This window comes from Pontibacter akesuensis (assembly GCF_001611675.1).
Classification (GTDB): Bacteria; Bacteroidota; Bacteroidia; order Cytophagales; family Hymenobacteraceae; genus Pontibacter; species Pontibacter akesuensis.
On the sequence record NZ_CP014766.1, the window covers coordinates 2,750,002 to 2,766,961 of the forward strand.

Sequence of the window (16,960 nt, forward strand, 5' to 3'; positions counted from 1 at the left end):
CACAAAAAAAGCCCGGTATCATGTATCGGGCTTTTTTTATGCGTTATACTTTCAGGAGTTTGCCATTCGCTAGATCAACTTACACTCGCCCAGCCCAAGGTCCTTGATCGAGGCCAGGAACACTTTTGGGTCAATTCTATACTTGCGGGAGAAGGTTGGCAAGGCCAGTTTCTCCTCCGGTACATGCAGCGTAATCTCCAGGCGCTTTTGCCCTGGGCTTGACACAATCGCGCTTTCCAGTGCCTCGGCCAGATTCGGGGTGAAAAGCTGCAGGTTGATGTTGATCTGCACGCCCTGCGCCATTTTATCGGTGATGTCGCCAAGCAGCTGGATGTTGGTTGGCTTCAATTCCCACTGATCTTCAGTTTTGTAGCGCAGCTGCACTTTGCCCCGGATAAACAAGTATAAGCCCATCTTCAGGTAGGGCGAGAACTTCACGTAATCTTCCCCGAAGAGTGCCATCTGCATGGTGGTGTCGTAATCCTCGATGGTGAACAAGGCAAAAGGGTTGCCGTTGCGGCCCGTGCGAATCACGATGTCCGTTACCATGCCGGCCACGTTCACGTCTCGGCCTTTAAATTCCTCTATCCTGTCCAGGTTACAGGTGCAGTACGAGTCTATCTCCAGCTTAAACTGGTCGAGCGGGTGGCCGCTCATGTAGAAGCCCACCACCTCTTTCTCGCGGCGAAGCATCTCGGCCTGCGTCCATACTTGCACTTCCGGTATTTTAGGCAAAGGAGCCGCCACGGCCGCGCCACCGCCAAACAACGACTGCTGTGCCGCCTGCTGCTCTGCCTGGTAGCTGTTGCCGTAGCGCACTGCTTTTTCCAGCACGCTCATACTTTCGCCTTCCGGTATTTCTACTAACTGCGCACGGTGATACAACTCCCACGAGTCGAAGCAACCGGCCAAAGCCATACTTTCAAACGTCTTCTTGTTCACGGCACGCAGGTTCACGCGCTTGGCAAAATCAAACAGATCCTGATAGTTGCCGTTTTCCTCACGCTCGTTAATGATGGCTTCTACTGCCGCCTCGCCCGTGCCTTTTATCGCACCAAGGCCAAAGCGGATGTTGCCCTGCTCGTTCACATTAAACTTCAGGAGTGACTCATTCACGTCCGGCCCTAGCACCTGTACGCCCTGCTTACGCGCCTCCTCAATAAAGAACGTCACCTTTTTGATGTCGTTCATGTTGTTGGTGAGCACGGCGGCCATGTACTCGGCTGGGTAGTGCGCCTTCAGGTAACCCGTCTGGTACGCCACCACCGAGTAAGCGGCGGAGTGGGAGCGGTTAAAGCCGTACTGAGCAAACTTCTCCATCACGTCGAACACCTCGGATGCCTTTTTCGCCGGAATCTTGTGCATTTCGGCGGCACCTTTGATGAACTTCTCGCGCTCCTCGGCCATCTTCTTCATGTCCTTCTTACCCATGGCGCGGCGCAGCAAGTCGGCACCACCCAAAGAGTAACCGGCCAGGATCTGGGCTGTCTGCATGATCTGCTCCTGGTACACCATAATGCCGTAGGAGTAGTTCAGGATCGGCTCCAGCAGCTCGTGCGGGTATTCCACTTCCTCCCGCCCGTGCTTCCGGTTAATGAAGTTCGGGATGAACTGCATCGGACCCGGGCGGTACAGGGCGTTCATGGCAATCAAGTCTTCAATGTTTGTCGGCTGCAGGTCTTTGAGGTACATGCGCATGCCTTCCGACTCGAACTGGAACGTGCCGATAGTATCGCCGCGCTGGTAAAGAGCAAATGTCTTTTCGTCCTCCAGCGGAATGTTGTCGATATCAATGGTAACGCCGTGGTTCTTTTTGATGAGTTCCATGGCATCCTTGATAACGGTCAGCGTTTTCAGGCCCAAAAAGTCCATCTTCAGCATGCCCGCGCTCTCAATCACCTTGCCGTCGAACTGCGTGATGAGCAGGTCAGCGTCTTTGGAGGTAGCTACTGGGATGTAGTTGGTAATATCGTCCGGAGCGATAATCACACCGGCTGCGTGTATGCCTGTGTTACGGACGGAGCCTTCCAACTTCTCGGCCAGCTTCAGCGTCATGGCGCGGTGGTCGGTTCCCTCGCGGATGGCAGCCAAATCCAGGTTCTCCATGAAGGCTTTGGCCAGCGTGGTGCCCGGGGTATCCGGAATCATCTTGGCAAGTTCGTTGGCCTCAGCAAGCGGGAGGGAAGTAGAGCGGGCCACATCTTTGATGGATGATTTCGCTGCCATGGTACCGAAGGTGATAATCTGGGCCACCTGCGTTTTGCCATACTTCTCCACCACGTAGTCGATCACGCGCTGGCGGTTCACGTCGTCAAAGTCAATGTCAATATCGGGCATCGACACACGCTCCGGGTTTAGGAATCGCTCGAAGAGCAGGCTATACTTGATAGGGTCTATGTTGGTGATACCAGTACAGTAGGCCACCGCCGAGCCAGCCGCCGAACCACGACCAGGACCAACGAACACGCCCATGTCGCGGCCTTTGTTGATGAAATCCTGCACAATGAGGAAGTAACCCGCAAAGCCCATCGTCTCAATGATGTTCAGCTCATAGTCCAGGCGTTCCTGAATTTCGGGTGTGATCTCGCCGTAGCGTTTGGCGGCACCTTCATAGGTCAGGTGGCGCAGGAACGCATTTCCATCCGCGTGCTGCGGCGGAATTGGGAAATTGGGCAGCAGGATGTCGCGCTTGAGTACTGGGGGCGTGATCTTGTCCACGATCTCGTTCGTATTGTCCACGGCCTGCGGCACATCCTTGAACAGCTGGTTCATCTCAGCCTGCGTCTTGAAATAGAACTGGTCGTTCGGGAAACCAAAGCGGCTCTGCGGACGCGGCTTTTGCTGCTCCTCGCTGATGCGGTTGAGCATGCGGCGCACGTTGTCATCTGAAGTATAGTTGCGCTGGATGTTGTCGAGGTGGTCATAAATCACCTTTCCCTCACCCGACATCAGCCTGAAATACTTTGTCTGGAAATCGCCTACCGGGGTAGACTGCTCCTCGCCGGTGTTCACGCACAGCAGAATGTCATGCGCGTTCCAGTCGTCCTGGTCCACGTAGTGCGAGTCGTTGGTGCAGATCACCTTTACGTTATACTTGTGCGCCCACTTCAGGAGCACCTGGTTCACGTCTTCCTGGCTTTTGCCGGTACCGTCTATGTTCTGCAGGCCATGGCGCTGCAGCTCAATATAGTAGTCATCACCGAACACATCCAGCCACCACTTCAGGTTCTTCTCGGCCTCTTCCTCACCCTTCCAAAGTATGGCTTGCGGCAACTCGGCGCCGATGCAGCAGCTGGTGGCAATCAGGCCCTTGCTATACTTCACCAACAGCTCCTTGTCAATGCGCGGCCACTTGCTGTACACACCCTCAATGTAGGACATGGAGCAAAGTTTAGCCAGGTTCTGGTAGCCGGCCTGGTCCTTGGCGAGCAGCAACTGGTGGTGGCGCACGTCTTTCTGCTCCTTGCTGAAGGTCTTCTGGTGGCGGTCCTCCACGAGGTAAAACTCGCAGCCCACAATCGGCTTCACGTTATACTTGTTAGCCTCGGCCACAAAGTTAAAGGCTCCGAACATGTTGCCGTGGTCCGTCATAGCTACGGCGGGCATGCCATCAGCCTGCGCCTTTTTCATGAGCGCGCTGATGCTGGCCTGCCCGTCGAGCAGCGAGTACTGGGTATGTGTGTGTAAATGCGAAAAAACTGGCATTCAGAGGAATTATGAATTACGAATGAAGAATTACGAATGACTTTTGTATTAGAGGAAATCTATACTTGTGCGTCATTTCCGGGAAGTTAAAAGTACGAAATCTGGGCCACCTCCCCAATTAAAAGGGGCCTTAGCTGTAACAAAAAAGTAGTCGTAATTGTGCCTTGTTTTTGTAGCCTTTTGAGCCTGAACGGGGTGCAACTTAAGTATAACTCTTAAACCGGCTCCACACGTAAGTATAAGCCTGTGCCAGGGCTGGCGCAGCGAAGTATGATCTATGGCAGCAGTAGGAAATTTGAGTGGGATGTTCAGGGCGTTAAGCTCCCGTAATTATAAGTTGTTTTTTGTAGGGCAAGGAATTTCCCTGATCGGCACCTGGATGCAGCAGATTGCCTTGAGTTGGCTGGTGTACCGCCTTACCGATTCCGTGTTTCTGCTGGGTGCCGTTACCTTCTCCAGCCAGATCCCCTCTTTCCTGCTTGGTCCGTTTGCCGGCGTGCTGGCCGATAAGTTCGACCGTCATAAGGTATTGCTCGTGACTCAGTCCCTGTCCATGCTGCAGGCTTCTACGCTCGCGGTGCTGGTGCTTACCAATACCATTGAGATTTGGCATGTGCTGGCGCTTAGTGCTGTTTTGGGTACCATCAACGGGTTTGATATTGCTACGCGGCAGGCTTTTGTAGTGGAGTTGGTTGAGCGGCGCGAAGACATGAGCAATGCCATCGCCTTAAACTCATCGCTGTTCAACATGGCCCGCCTCATTGGCCCTACGGTGGCGGGGCTGTTGATTGCCGCCGTAGGGGAGGGCATCTGTATCCTGATCAACGCGCTGAGTTACATTGCCGTACTGGCTTCGCTGCTGGCCATGCGCCTGAAACCCTTTGAGCGGGTGCAGCAGCAGCGCAAAGTATGGCAATCGCTTAAAGACGGATTCAGCTATGCCTTTGGCTTTCCGCCTATCCGTGCGCTGATCGTGATTGTGGGCCTGCTTAGCTTGTTCGGGATGCCGTTCACAGTGCTGCTGCCCGTGTTTGCGCGTGATATTTTGCATGGCGGGGCCAACACACTCGGATACCTGATGGGCGCTTCCGGCTTTGGAGCGTTGGGTGGGGCACTGTTTTTGGCCCAGCGTAAGTCGGTGGAGGGGCTGGGGAAGGTGATTATCTTTACCATGCTGCTCTTCGGCTTGGCGCTTATTGCCTTTTCTTTCTCGGAGATGTTCCTGCTCTCGCTGGTGCTGATGCTGGTAACGGGCTTTGGCATGATCGTGACCATGGCCTCCTGCAACACACTGCTGCAAACAATTGTGGACGACGACAAGCGGGGCCGCGTGATGAGCCTCTATGCCACCGCCTTTATGGGCATGGCTCCCATTGGAAGTGTACTGGCCGGAGCCGTGGCCGAGGATGTGGGGGTAGCTTACACGCTGGCGGGGTGTGGGTTGCTTTGCGCCCTGAGCATTATCCCGTTTGCCATCAGCAGGCCAAAACTGCGCCGCATGGTGCAGCCCATTTACGAGCGTCTCGGCATTGTGCCTGAGATTGCCACCGGCCTGCAATCTGCCTCTACCCTTAGCGGCCCACAAGAGGAGCGGTAGTTTTCTGGACAAAGGACAAAAGAAATTACTATAAATAAACAACGAGAGCCAGCTACTGTAGCTGGCTCTCGTTGTTTACAAACATATTATGTTTAACTGTCCTTCGTCTTTTATCAAAGAGTCCTTCGTCCAAGGCTATTTTTTGCGGATCAGTAGTTTCTCCCCTACACTCACCGAAAAATCAGGCTTCTTGTTCCATTCCATGATGTCTTTGATGGTAACACCGTACTGGCGCGAGATCTGGTACATGCTTTCGCCGGAGGCAACGGTGTGGTAAACGCTGCCACTCGTACTGCTTGCCGCAGGGGCTGCCTCCTTAGCAGGAGCAGGCGATGCAGCAGGGGCTTTCACACGCAGTTCCTGGCCGAGCTTCAGGTTATTGTCCGTAAGGCTGTTCCACTGGCGCAGCTGATCAAGGGATACATTATACTTCCTGGAGAGCTGGTAAAGTGTTTCGCCGGCGGCTACTGTATGGTAAGAGCTGTTGGTGCTGAGCAACGTAGCTGGCAGTGCCTCCGGGTCTTCTTCGTCCCTGAAAACGCTTTTCGTTTCCGGCTGCTGCAGCGGCTCTGCAATCAACAATTCCTGTCCCAGTTTTAGCGGTGCATCGCCCAGTTTGTTCCATTCAGTCAGATCGTTTATCGTTACGGCATACATCCTGGAGATGCCGTAAAGCGTTTCGCCCTGCTTCACGATATGCGTGGTTGGCTTGCCTGTCTGTGGCTGGGCTGGTGCCGGTGTGGCAGCAGTGGCCTTGGGTAGTGGCGTAGAGGTAGTCTTTGCTGGGAAAGTGGCAGCTGCTGCCTCTTCTTCAATGCCTTCTTCCTCAAAAGTTAGTTCCTCTTCGCTGGCTGAATCCTCCTCGAATACAAAGGCCGTAGTGTCAGCAGGAAAAGTTTCGCTTGTTGTGGCAGGGGCCGTCTTACTGGCTGGGGCAGGGAAAGGCTCGGTGGCTGATCCCGCCTTCGGCGTTCCTTCGCTTGCCTTGGCAGTAGCTGTTTTGGCCGGGTATAACACAGCCGTCTGTCTTTTAACAACAGGAGCCGGGCTCACTGGCGCTTCTTCTGCTGGTGCCACGGCTACTTCCTTTACCGCGACTTCCGCTACAATCTCTGCCTCCTGCTTTACCGGGGCTGGTTTTGAGGTGGCCACTGGCGTTGTTTTGGTCGTTGCCATCGGTTCTTCCTGCGGCTGTGCTTCCTCTTTTGTCTCCCCCTTCAAGCTCTCAATAAAGCGGGTGAAGACATTCTTCGTCTGAGGGGTAACGGGCTCCTTCGCTGCCGCTGCTGGCTCGGTACGCTGTGTTTTTGACGTGGCGGCGGTTGCAGCCTGCTGCTTGTTCAGGTCACGGATCTCAACCGGTGTGTGGGCAGGCCGTCGGTTCTGAAGCCAAAGCACGCGGCCGGGAACAGGCATTTCGTTGCGCTTCATGCGGTTTTTAAACAGCAGGTAATTCAGCCGAACACCATAGTGCTGCGAAATCAGCTGCATGGTTTCGCCTGGCTGCACCACGTGAAACTCGGTATTGGCACTGGCGCGTTTCTGCTCGATGTAATAAGAGGAGCCAGGCACTATCTTATCGAAGTTGTGCATATCGTTATACTTCAGAAAGCGGCGGGTAGAGATGCCTGCCTGCAGGGCCAGCTTGTCTTTCGTGTCGCCTTCGCGGGCTACGATCGCGTTTAGGTTATTCTGCTTCACCAGGCTGGCAGCGGCACCGCGACTGGTAGTAGTTTGGCGTACTGGAGCATCCGTCTTGGCAGAAGCCAGCATGCCGCTGTCAAAACCGCTGCCATTGCGCACCGGCACCATCACGTAATAATCCTTATCAGACGGAATAGAACTGCCCAGGAGCCATTTATTGTAGCGCTCCAGCTCGGCATAATCCGTTTTGGTGGCCAGGGCAATATCAGACAAGCTTTGGCCGGGGTTAGCCCGCAGCTCCTTCAAAGCCACCGCGGGCGGGTTTGCCTTGCCAACAAAGTTGTCGTAAGCCACTTTATGCGCCAGAAAGGTGATGATGTAGTCGTTTGATCGCTCGGTCACATCCATGTTCCTGGCCCCGTTGTCGGATGGCTTGGAATATGCCTTGGCGCCGGTATAGCCCAGGTAGTAAGACAGCAGCGAGTTCAGCCAATTGTTGTAGTAGCCGTTGCTGCGCTTGAAGTATTTGGCTGCCCCACGGCTGGCCTCCACAATATGGCGGCGCTCATCCACAGCGCGGTCCATGCGCAGGTTAAAGTCCAGGGCGGCCTCGCGCTTAAACTGCCAGTACCCTACCGCATTGGAGGTAGAGACAGCATCGCCAATCAAACCGCTTTCCTGCAGTGCCAGGTACTTGAAATCATCCGGAACACCCTCTTCCTTAAACACGCGCTCGATTATGGGGAAGTAAGCGTCTGCCAGGTCCACCTTCATTTTAAAGTAGTTCTGGTTACGGTGCAGGGCATCCACCTTTTTCTGGATTGCGGCCTGCGCCCCGTCCGAGATCTTCAGGTGAATATCGGCAAAGTAGATATTCTTCGGTACTACCACCTGTGCCATTGCCAGCAAGGGCAGTAGCAGAAGTGCTAAAAATGCAGTAAATGACTTTCTCATGACGCGGTATTCTAATGTTTTGGCTAATCGTTGATCCGGTGGCTCTACTTTCTGTTAAATAGACTATAGTTAAATAGCTCTATGTTAATATGTTCAGAAGGTAATATAGCTGTCGCAAAAATAACGCAAAAAGCCTCGCATTTTAAAACGCTTTGCCAACTTCTTGCATTATTTTTTGCGGCCTAAAAAATTGCGGAATCGCAGCCAAACTGCAATGGCCCGAAAGGAAGAAGTATAGGCGGGAATGGAGGTAGGGGAGGGAGTAAAAAGAGGAGAATCAGGGGCTGCCTCTCTCCCTTTATTATTTTTTTCTGGCGATGAGCAGCCCATCGCGCACCGGCAGGAGGATGTTTTCCACGCGCTCGTCCTGGTGCACCTGCAGGTTGAAGTCCATCACGGCTTTCGTGTCCTCATCAAGCTTTTTGCGGTATTTCTCCAGCACTTTGCCGCTCCACAGCACATTGTCGGCAATGATGTAGCCGCCCGGGCGCACCTTGCCGATCACCATGTCATAATAACGGCCATAGTTGATCTTGTCGGCATCAATAAACACCAGGTCAAACTCAGCATCTATACCTGGCACAATCTCCAGCGCATTGCCAATGTACAGTTTCATCCGGTTGCCGTAACCCGACTCGTTGAAGTAGCCTCGCACGCGCTGCTCCAGTTCCTCGTTCTTATCAATGGTATGAAGCATGCCGCCTTCCTGCAGCCCCTCGGCCATACATAGCGCGGAGTAGCCCGTGTAGGTGCCAATCTCCAGAATTTGCCGGGGCTGGATCATTTTGGAATAGAGCGAGAGCAGGCGGCCCTGCAGGTGCCCGGAAAGCATGCGCGGCTTCAGCACGTTCAGGTGCGTCTGGCGACTTATCTTGTGCAGCAGCTCACTCTCCGGCGAGGTATGATTCTCGGAATACTGCAGCAGTTCTTCGTCTATAAACTCCATGGAACGTAGATTAGGAGATTTGAAAATGAGGGGATATGGAGATGAAGCAGAAACAGTAATCCTCAATCTCTAATTCATAATTCATAATTCATAATTTCTAATTGCGTAGCTGCGCTACGCTGGCACGTAATTGAGGAAACTAAGCTTTTCCTCGGCCAGCACATCCTGCGCAATGGTGGTCAGGTCGTGGGCGGTGATGCTTTTGATCTGATCGAAAATGTCGTTCAGCGACTCCACTTTTTCCTGGTCCAGAATGCTCTTGCCGATCATCATCATCAGGCCGATGTTGCTTTCCTCTGCCATGGCCAATTGCCCCATCAGCTGCTCTTTGGCCGTGTGCAGCTGCAAAGAGCCGAGTGGTTTCTCACGCAGCTTCTTCAGCTCCTTTAGCACCAGCGAGGTGGTACGCTTCAGCTGCTTCTTCTCCGTGCCGAAGTAAATGGTGAGCAGGCCGGTATCCACGTAAGTGGCGTAGTTGGAGTCGATCGTGTACACCAGCCCGTGCTTTTCACGCACAGCCAGGTTCAGGCGCGAGTTCATGCCCGGGCCACCCAGCAGGTTGTTGAGCATAAACAGCGGAATGCGTCTGTCGTCGCCGAGGGCGTAGGCAGGGCAACCGATCACACAGTGTGCCTGCGAAATAGACTTCTCGACTGTAATGGATTTAGACTGGTAGCCGGTAAACGGCACGCGGTCCAGTGATTTTTGGATGCGCGGCACATCGCTTAGGTACTTTTCGGCCAGCTTCACCACTTTCTCAAACGGCAGGTTGCTCACCGAGCAGAACACCAGCGCATCGGTGCTCATGTTGCGGTCTATAAAGCCGCGGAAGTCCTGCTTCTTAAAGCTGCCCACGCTTTCTTTGGTGCCTAGGATGTTGTTGCCAAGCGGATGGCCGTCATACACCACCGCATCAAACTCATCTACAATGGCTTCTTCGGGCGTGTCGAGGTACATCGACATTTCCTCCAGAATCACCCCGCGCTCCTTCTCGATTTCCTTCTCCGGAAAAATGGAGTGAAACGTGATGTCGGTCAGCAGCTCAAAAGATTTCTCGAAATGCTTGTCGAGCACCGAGCTGTAGAAACAGACCTTCTCTTTGGTGGTGTAGGCGTTGAGCTCGCCGCCAACAGACTCAAGGCGGTTTAGGATGTGGAATGACTTGCGTTTCTGCGTGCCCTTGAAGGCCATATGCTCCCAGAAGTGGGCGAGGCCCTGCTCCTGCGGCAACTCATCGCGGCTGCCCATGTCCATGATAAAACCGCTGTGGGCTATCTTGGTATGCAGCACCTGCTTGTGTACAATGCGTATTCCGTTGGGTAAAGTATGGATATGATAATCAAGCATTCAGTTCAGAATTAGCCTGCAAAGGTACGGCAAAGAGTGATGAGTTAAAAGTTTTGCGCAGGTCAGGGTAAAAGCACAACGAATGTGGCAGCGCTATACTTTCACTGGGTAAGCACGATGCTGTTTGATGGAGCACATCGCCACCAAACTCAGAACGCTTAACCCGGGACTCAGAACTCCCTGCTATCGCTTCTTCTCCAGCCCGCCGACGTTTATTACGAATCCCAAAGAAAATACAGAATAGGCTGCAGTTAAAGTATCGCGGTTTTTCAGACCGATATTGGTGCCGCTGGTGTACTGCAGTTGCACGGCCGGGGTAAGGGTGAGGCGCGTGTAAAAGATAGGCTCCAGGAAAATATTGTCTTCTTCCTGGCCCGGTATGTTGTTCAGGGTATAGTCGCCCATGTTCACATAGCTGGCACGCAGGGCGGTGCCGTAGTTCAGCGGGAAATCGTGGTTAAAGAAGTGAAGGGCTTTTTTGCGCTTTGAGCTGAAGTTAACCTGCACAAAGTACTTGCTGTAGCTCGCCTCGTGGCGTTTGTACGTCATCACGCCAGATTCCTTGGCTTCCTCTTTCTCGGTTCGGTCGCTGCTGCCCGTGCCAATGCCGCCATATACTTCCAGCACGCGGTTGTTTTCAGGCCCGAAGGTGGTGAAGTAACCGCCGCCAGCCTCCAGCAGGTTGTGGCGCATGTCGCGTTTGCGGCTCTCGGTGCTAAGCATGGAGCCATTCAGCAGCACGGCAAAATGGTCGGTTACCGCATAGGCAGTGTTAAAGGTGATGTTTCCCTTCAGGGTGACGTGGCCGCCGGCACTAAGCTCCCCTTTCTTTGTAAACATCGGCACGTTGGGCACATTGGGCATGTAGGCTGAGGTGCCACAGCCAGCGAGCAGGAGCGGCAAAGCCAGTAACCAGGTAAATTTTATACTTTTAAGCAGGGAAGGGGAGGTAAAATACTGTTTCATATAAGCGTTAGTCCGGTGCGGTAGGCACAACTTAGGCAAAGGTAAGCCCATTCGCAAAAAGCAGAACAATACTTTTTGTGAATTATTCCGAAATATAAGGGAAACGTGCCAGCAGAAGCATTGCCTGCTCAACGGTGGGAATCTCATTTTTAACTAAGGGCAGTTTGGTGTAGTTTTGTTCTGAGTCAGATACAGGAGCATGAAGAAAATACTGATCATACAAACGGCTTTTTTGGGTGATGTGGTGCTGGCAACGGCGCTGATAGAGAAGCTGTACAGGTTTTACCCGGATGCTGAGCTGGACTTTCTTTTACGCAAGGGCAACGAGGCGCTGCTGGCAAATCACCCGCTGCTGCGCCGGGTGCTGATCTGGAACAAGAAGGAGGGCAAGTATAAAAGCCTGATGCGCCTGCTCTCACAGATACGCACCGAAAAGTATGATCTGGTAGTGAATGTGCAGCGCTTTGGAGCCACCGGCATACTTACTGCATTCTCAGGTGCCAAAGAAACTGTTGGCTTTGAGAAAAACCCTTTCTCCCGCTTTTTTACCCGTCGGTATGTGCACGATGTGCGCTCTGGCACGCACGAAGTGGAGCGAAACAACATGCTTATCCAGAGCGTGACCAACGCCATTCCCGAAAAGCCAAAGCTATACCCCAGTCAGACTGACTTTGCGCAAGTGGAGGACTTGAAGCAGGAGCCTTTTATATGCATGGCGCCTACCTCGGTTTGGTTTACAAAGCAGTTTCCGCAGGAGCAGTGGGTAACCCTAATCAATAGCCTCGACCCCACGTACAAAGTATACCTGCTGGGCTCTCCGGCCGATAGGCAGCACTGCGACGAGATCATCAGCCAAAGTATAAACAAGCGGGTAGAGAACCTGTGCGGGCAGCTGAGCCTGCTGCAGTCGGCGGCGCTGATGCGCGACGCAGTGCTGAACTACGTAAACGACTCAGGGCCAATGCACCTGGCTTCGGCCCTTAATGCCCCCACCTGCGCTATCTACTGCTCCACGGTGCCTCGTTTCGGTTTCGGTCCGCTGGCTGATTTTGCCACGGTGGTGGAGCGGGAGGAGCCGCTATACTGCCGCCCTTGCGGGCTGCATGGCTACAAAGCCTGCCCCGAAGGCCATTTCAAGTGCGCCCGCGATATCCGTAATGAGCAGTTGCTACAGGTGCTGGAAACAGTAGAGGCGGAGAGGTAGCTTTATACAGCCTCTTTCAAGTATAAGTCCAGATGCAATTAGTCGTTATCACATCGCCCAAACCAGTAGAGCAGGAGCAGCAAATTTGCGCTGCTATGTTTGAACTTGGGCTGCAAACGCTGCACCTGCGCAAACCCGAGGCAAGTATAAGTGAACTGCGGGTGTGGCTGAAAGCGCTACCAGAGCAGTATCACGAACGTGTCATGCTGCACACACACCACCAACTGGCAGAAGAGTTTGAGGTAAAGGGACTGCATTTCAGAGAGGCAGACAGAGCCGCAGCGGCCAACACACTGAAGTATGACCTAACTTTTTCCACCTCCTTCCATACGCTTACACAAGTACAGCAAGCGCAGCCATACTTTGACTACGGCTTTTTGAGCCCTGTTTTTCAGAGCATTTCTAAAAAAGATTATCCAGCTGCTTTTGTGACAGGTGAACTTCGGGAGGTGGTGCCACAGGCAAAGTTGCCGCTGTTAGCGTTAGGAGGAGTAACAGCAGAAAAGCTGCCGCTGGTGCAGGAGATGGGCTTTAAAGGAGCAGCCGTGTTGGGGGCTGTGTGGGAGCAGCCAGTTCCTACAGTGGCGTTCAAAGAACTGCTAAAGCAGTAAAAGGCCTCGCAGCGTGCGCAGCTCCTGCGAGCGTCTGACTTCCAAAGCACTACTTCTCCCAGGCAGCCAGTCCACCCTTCATATTATAAAACCGCACCTCAGGGAAGTAGGACTGAAGTATAGCAATGGCTTTCTTGCTTCGGCTACCAGCCTGGCAGTGCACAACCACTTCCTGCGACAGGTGCAGGCCAGCAGGTTTGCCGGTAAGGGTAGATAAAGGTAAAAGCTCCCCTCCAATATTACACAGATCATACTCCTGAGGCTCCCGCACATCCAGCAGCTGTACTTTTCTGCCACTTTGCAGCCATGCCTTATACTCCTGTGCAGATATCTCCTGTATACTTGTTTCAGGTGCAGCACAGGCAGCCAAGTCATAATCTGGTTGTAACTGCTTCACCTCTGCGTTTGCAGTACGGGTAAATTTGAAAGATGAAAAGCTTAACGTCAGTGCATCAAAAAGAAGCAACTTGCCAGAAGCTACTTCGCCCAATTCCGAGATCACTTTTATGGCTTCGTTAGCCTGCAGTGTGCCGATAATACCCGGCAGCACGCCAATCACACCAGTCTCGGCACAGTTAGGCACCTCGCCCTGTCCGGGTGGTTCCGGGAAAAGGCAGCGGTATGTGGGGCCGTTTTTGTAGTTGAATACTGTTACCTGCCCCTCAAATTTAAAGATGGAGCCAAACACCAGCGGCTTCCTAAGTATGGCGCAGGCATCGTTTACCAGGTAGCGCGTCGGGAAGTTATCAGAGCCATCCACCACCACATCATATTGCTGCACCAGTTCCAGTGCGTTTTCTATTGTAATGCCCTCGTGGTGAATGTTGAACTGCACAAAAGGATTCTGCTGTGATAATTTCAATGCGGCAACTTCTGCTTTTAGTTTGCCCACATCAGCCAAGGTATACAGTATCTGGCGGTGCAGGTTACTTTCATTCACCACATCCATATCGGCAATGCCAATGGTGCCCACACCGGCCGCAGTTAAATACTGCAGCACCGGACAGCCCAAGCCGCCAGCGCCAATCATCAGTACTTTTGCCTGCTTCAGTTTCTCCTGCCCCTGTTGCCCCAACTCCGGAAGTATAAGCTGGCGGTTGTATCGCCTTACCTCTTCTTTCTCTAGCATCTGCTGCAGTTATTTTGATATGTTATTTTTATTTCTGTTGCTACGAGCTGCGTTTTGCACTGTCCCCTTGAGGAGGCTATAGGGGTGTTTACACTCGCGAAAAATCATGGATGATAACCATTTTCCCTATGAACTTTACACCCCTGTAATCCCCTCAAGGGGACAATTCTCATGTTTAAATTATACCAGCAGTACATTGTCAACACTTACCCCAAAACATTGTCCCAATCTTTCCAGATGGCATCATAGCCTTGGTTTCGGATCATCTGTACGATCTCGGTCGGGCGGCGTTCGTCGCTGATCTCGAACTGCTCCAGCGCCTGTTGCCCGGAGGCATAGCCGCCTGGGTCGGTTTTGGAGCCGGCGCTGATGGAGGTAATTCCCAGCCGCACTACATTGTTTCGGAAGTGCTGGCTCTCGCGGGTAGATAGCGACAACTCTACTTCTTCGTTAAAGATACGATAGGCACAGATTAGTTGTACCAGCTCCCGGTCGCTCATGTCTACTTTAGGGGCCAGCCCGCCGGAGAAGGGGCGCAGGCGCGGGAAAGAAATGCTATACTTGGTTTGCCAGTAGGTACGCTCCAGGTACTGCAGGTGCAGCGCCGTAAAAAAGCTATCGGTGCGCCAATCTTCCAACCCGATCAGCACGCCGAGGCCGATCTTATGGACACCTGCTTTGCCCAATCTGTCGGGTGTTTCGAGGCGATAGGCGAAGTTTGATTTTTTGCCTTTGGGGTGATGCTTTTTGTAATCCTCCTGGTGATATGTTTCCTGGTACACCAGCACGGTATTCAGGCCCAGCGGAATCAGCTGCTCGTACTCCTGCCGGTCCAGCGGCTGCACCTCCATAGAGATATGCGAGAAGTATGGCCTGATTAGTTGCAGCACCTCTTTAAAATAGTCCACACCAACCGTTTTGTTTGCCTCGCCGGTTACCAGCAGCACATGGTCGTAGCCATAGCTTTTGATCACCTCTACCTCTTTCAGAATCTGCTCTGGCGTGAGGGTGGTACGAGGGGTGGGGTTATCCAGGCTAAAGCCGCAGTAGGTACAAATGTTCTGGCACTCGTTGGAGAGGTACAGAGGCAGGTACAGCTGGATGGTTTTGCCGAACCGCTTCTGCGTCAGCCGCTGACTTAGGGCTGCCATCTGCTCCAGGTAAGGTGCCGCAGCCGGAGAGATCAGCGCCTTAAAATCCTCCAGGCTCCTGACCGGGTGCATCAGCGCCCGCTCTACATCTGACGCTGTTTTAGCGTAGATGCTTTCCTTTATTTCATCCCAGTTGAGCTGATTGAATATTTTTATAAAAGACATGAATTTGCTTTGTGATAAAGGTAAGATGCTGCCATCTGGTTAAAGAAGTGGCTTCAAACTTTTACAGCTTGCCAACAAGATCCTTCCAGGATGACAGATAATAAGGCATCACGGCAGCGTTGCTTTACAGCTCATCCAGAAAAGCTGTTAGCGGGCTGCTGGCATGTGCGGTTATCCCGACAGGAGCCAGCTTTGCTTCGTAGGCCATGCGCCCAGCCTCCACCGCCATTTTGAAGGCTTTTGCCATCTGCACCGGCTGCTGCGATACGGCAATGGCTGTATTCACCAATACTGCATCAGCCCCCAATTCCATCGCTTCTGCTGCATGCGAGGGTGCACCTATACCAGCATCTACCACCACGGGCACTGTACTTTGCTGTATGATGATCTCCAGGAAAGCACGGGTTTGCAGGCCATTGTTGCTACCAATAGGCGAGCCCAAAGGCATCACGGCAGCCACGCCTACCTCTTCGAGCCGTTTACACAGCACCGGGTCTGCATGTATGTAAGGCAGCACCACAAAACCCAGCTTTACCAGCTCTTCTGCCGCTTTCAGTGTCTCGATCGGGTCAGGGAGAAGGTACTTGGGGTCGGGGTGAATTTCGAGTTTAAGCCAGTTTGTTTCCAGCGCCTCCCGCGCCAGTTGCGCTGCAAACACAGCCTCTTTGGCGTTGCGCACGCCAGAAGTATTGGGCAGCAGGTTAAACTGCGGGTGCGCGAGGTGCGACAGGATATCATCCTGCTCGTTCTGTACGTCCACACGCTTCAGGGCTATTGTTACCAACCCGGACCCAGAGGCAAGCAATGCTTCCTCCATTTGCTGACCGGAGCTGAACTTGCCCGTGCCGGTGAAAAGGCGGGAGTGAAATATTTTATCGGCTATTGTTAAAGGTGTCATAGGTTGTGCTGGGGTAACGGTTGTAGGTTTTGCTTGATCTCTGAAATGGCAGCAGCTCTGTTTGCCGCGAGTGTAATAGCCGAAGAGACTGCAATGCCGTGTATACCTGTCGGTAGGAGCAGCGGCACATCTGCTGCCGTAATGCCACCAATGGCTACAATGGGTATGGTAATGCCAGCTGCGCTGCATTGTTCAAGTATGGCCGTGTAGCCTTGCAGGCCTAGTATGGGGCTCAGGTTGTCTTTGGTAGTTGTAAAACGGTAGGGGCCGAGACCAACGTAATCTACTCCTTGCTCTAGCAGCCGCTTTACATCCTCAAAAGTATTCGCCGTGCCTCCGATAATCTTTGTTGGACCCAGTAGCTTTCGAGCTTCTGCCGGAGCCATTTCCAGCTTGCCGAGGTGTACCCCATCTGCACCTACTTCTGCTGCCAGGGCAGGATTATCGTTAAGTATAAATGTGCTGCCGTAGTGCCTGCAAATGCTTTTCGTCTGTAGCGCCAGTGCTTTCCATACTTCGTAAGGCTTATTTTTTACGCGCAGCTGTACCCAGTCTGCTCCGGCACGGCAGGCAGCTTCGGCAGCCTGTGCGTGTGTCTGCTTGTCTGTCTCCTGTGTGATGTAGTGTAGTGTCGAGATCATGT

Annotated in this window: 12 protein-coding genes; 3 read left to right on the plus strand and 9 right to left on the minus strand. The window is 53.0% G+C overall.

Going from position 1 to position 16,960, the window contains the following annotated elements:
* Positions 1-69: 69 nt before the first annotated feature.
* Positions 70-3,705, minus strand: coding sequence for a DNA polymerase III subunit alpha (dnaE, locus tag A0W33_RS11745; RefSeq protein ID WP_068838313.1), 3,636 nt, complete (start codon positions 3,703-3,705; stop codon positions 70-72).
* A gap of 277 nt (positions 3,706-3,982) precedes the next feature.
* Between dnaE and A0W33_RS11750 the strand changes: the two genes are divergently transcribed.
* Complete coding sequence (locus A0W33_RS11750; RefSeq protein WP_068838314.1) at positions 3,983-5,302, plus strand: MFS transporter; 1,320 nt, start codon at positions 3,983-3,985, stop codon at positions 5,300-5,302.
* A 135-nt stretch (positions 5,303-5,437) separates the two neighbouring features.
* Here the strand turns inward: A0W33_RS11750 and A0W33_RS11755 are convergent, their stop codons facing one another.
* The 4 genes from A0W33_RS11755 to A0W33_RS11770 all read right to left on the minus strand — a co-directional run bounded on the left by A0W33_RS11755 (position 5,438) and on the right by A0W33_RS11770 (position 11,159).
* Positions 5,438-7,900 (minus strand): LysM peptidoglycan-binding domain-containing protein, encoded by a 2,463-nt coding sequence (locus tag A0W33_RS11755; RefSeq protein WP_068838315.1) that lies wholly within the window; start codon positions 7,898-7,900, stop codon positions 5,438-5,440.
* A gap of 301 nt (positions 7,901-8,201) precedes the next feature.
* Positions 8,202-8,846: an O-methyltransferase gene (locus A0W33_RS11760; protein ID WP_068838316.1), complete on the minus strand. Its 645-nt coding sequence runs from the start codon at positions 8,844-8,846 to the stop codon at positions 8,202-8,204.
* Between the two features lie 114 nt (positions 8,847-8,960).
* Complete coding sequence (locus A0W33_RS11765; protein WP_068838317.1) at positions 8,961-10,193, minus strand: M16 family metallopeptidase; 1,233 nt, start codon at positions 10,191-10,193, stop codon at positions 8,961-8,963.
* 183 nt (positions 10,194-10,376) lie between these two features.
* Positions 10,377-11,159: a hypothetical protein gene (locus A0W33_RS11770; protein ID WP_082815378.1), complete on the minus strand. Its 783-nt coding sequence runs from the start codon at positions 11,157-11,159 to the stop codon at positions 10,377-10,379.
* Between the two features lie 199 nt (positions 11,160-11,358).
* Here A0W33_RS11770 and A0W33_RS11775 point away from each other — a divergent pair, with 199 nt between their 5' ends.
* Together A0W33_RS11775 and A0W33_RS11780 are read left to right on the plus strand one after the other, a co-directional pair.
* Complete coding sequence (locus A0W33_RS11775) at positions 11,359-12,363, plus strand: glycosyltransferase family 9 protein (RefSeq protein ID WP_068838318.1); 1,005 nt, start codon at positions 11,359-11,361, stop codon at positions 12,361-12,363.
* Between the two features lie 32 nt (positions 12,364-12,395).
* Positions 12,396-12,974, plus strand: coding sequence for a thiamine phosphate synthase (locus A0W33_RS11780; protein WP_068838319.1), 579 nt, complete (start codon positions 12,396-12,398; stop codon positions 12,972-12,974).
* A gap of 49 nt (positions 12,975-13,023) precedes the next feature.
* Here A0W33_RS11780 and moeB read toward each other — a convergent pair whose 3' ends face one another.
* The 4 genes from moeB to A0W33_RS11800 form a co-directional block, all read right to left on the minus strand.
* A complete protein-coding gene (gene moeB / locus A0W33_RS11785; protein ID WP_068838320.1) occupies positions 13,024-14,103 on the minus strand; it encodes a molybdopterin-synthase adenylyltransferase MoeB in 1,080 nt (359 codons plus the stop codon).
* A 206-nt stretch (positions 14,104-14,309) separates the two neighbouring features.
* Positions 14,310-15,419, minus strand: coding sequence for a 2-iminoacetate synthase ThiH (gene thiH, locus A0W33_RS11790; protein WP_068838321.1), 1,110 nt, complete (start codon positions 15,417-15,419; stop codon positions 14,310-14,312).
* A 124-nt stretch (positions 15,420-15,543) separates the two neighbouring features.
* Complete coding sequence (locus A0W33_RS11795; protein ID WP_068838322.1) at positions 15,544-16,317, minus strand: thiazole synthase; 774 nt, start codon at positions 16,315-16,317, stop codon at positions 15,544-15,546.
* Positions 16,314-16,958: a thiamine phosphate synthase gene (locus tag A0W33_RS11800; RefSeq protein WP_068838323.1), complete on the minus strand. Its 645-nt coding sequence runs from the start codon at positions 16,956-16,958 to the stop codon at positions 16,314-16,316. The genes A0W33_RS11795 and A0W33_RS11800 overlap by 4 nt, the downstream gene beginning before the upstream one ends.
* Between the last annotated feature and the right edge of the window lie 2 nt (positions 16,959-16,960).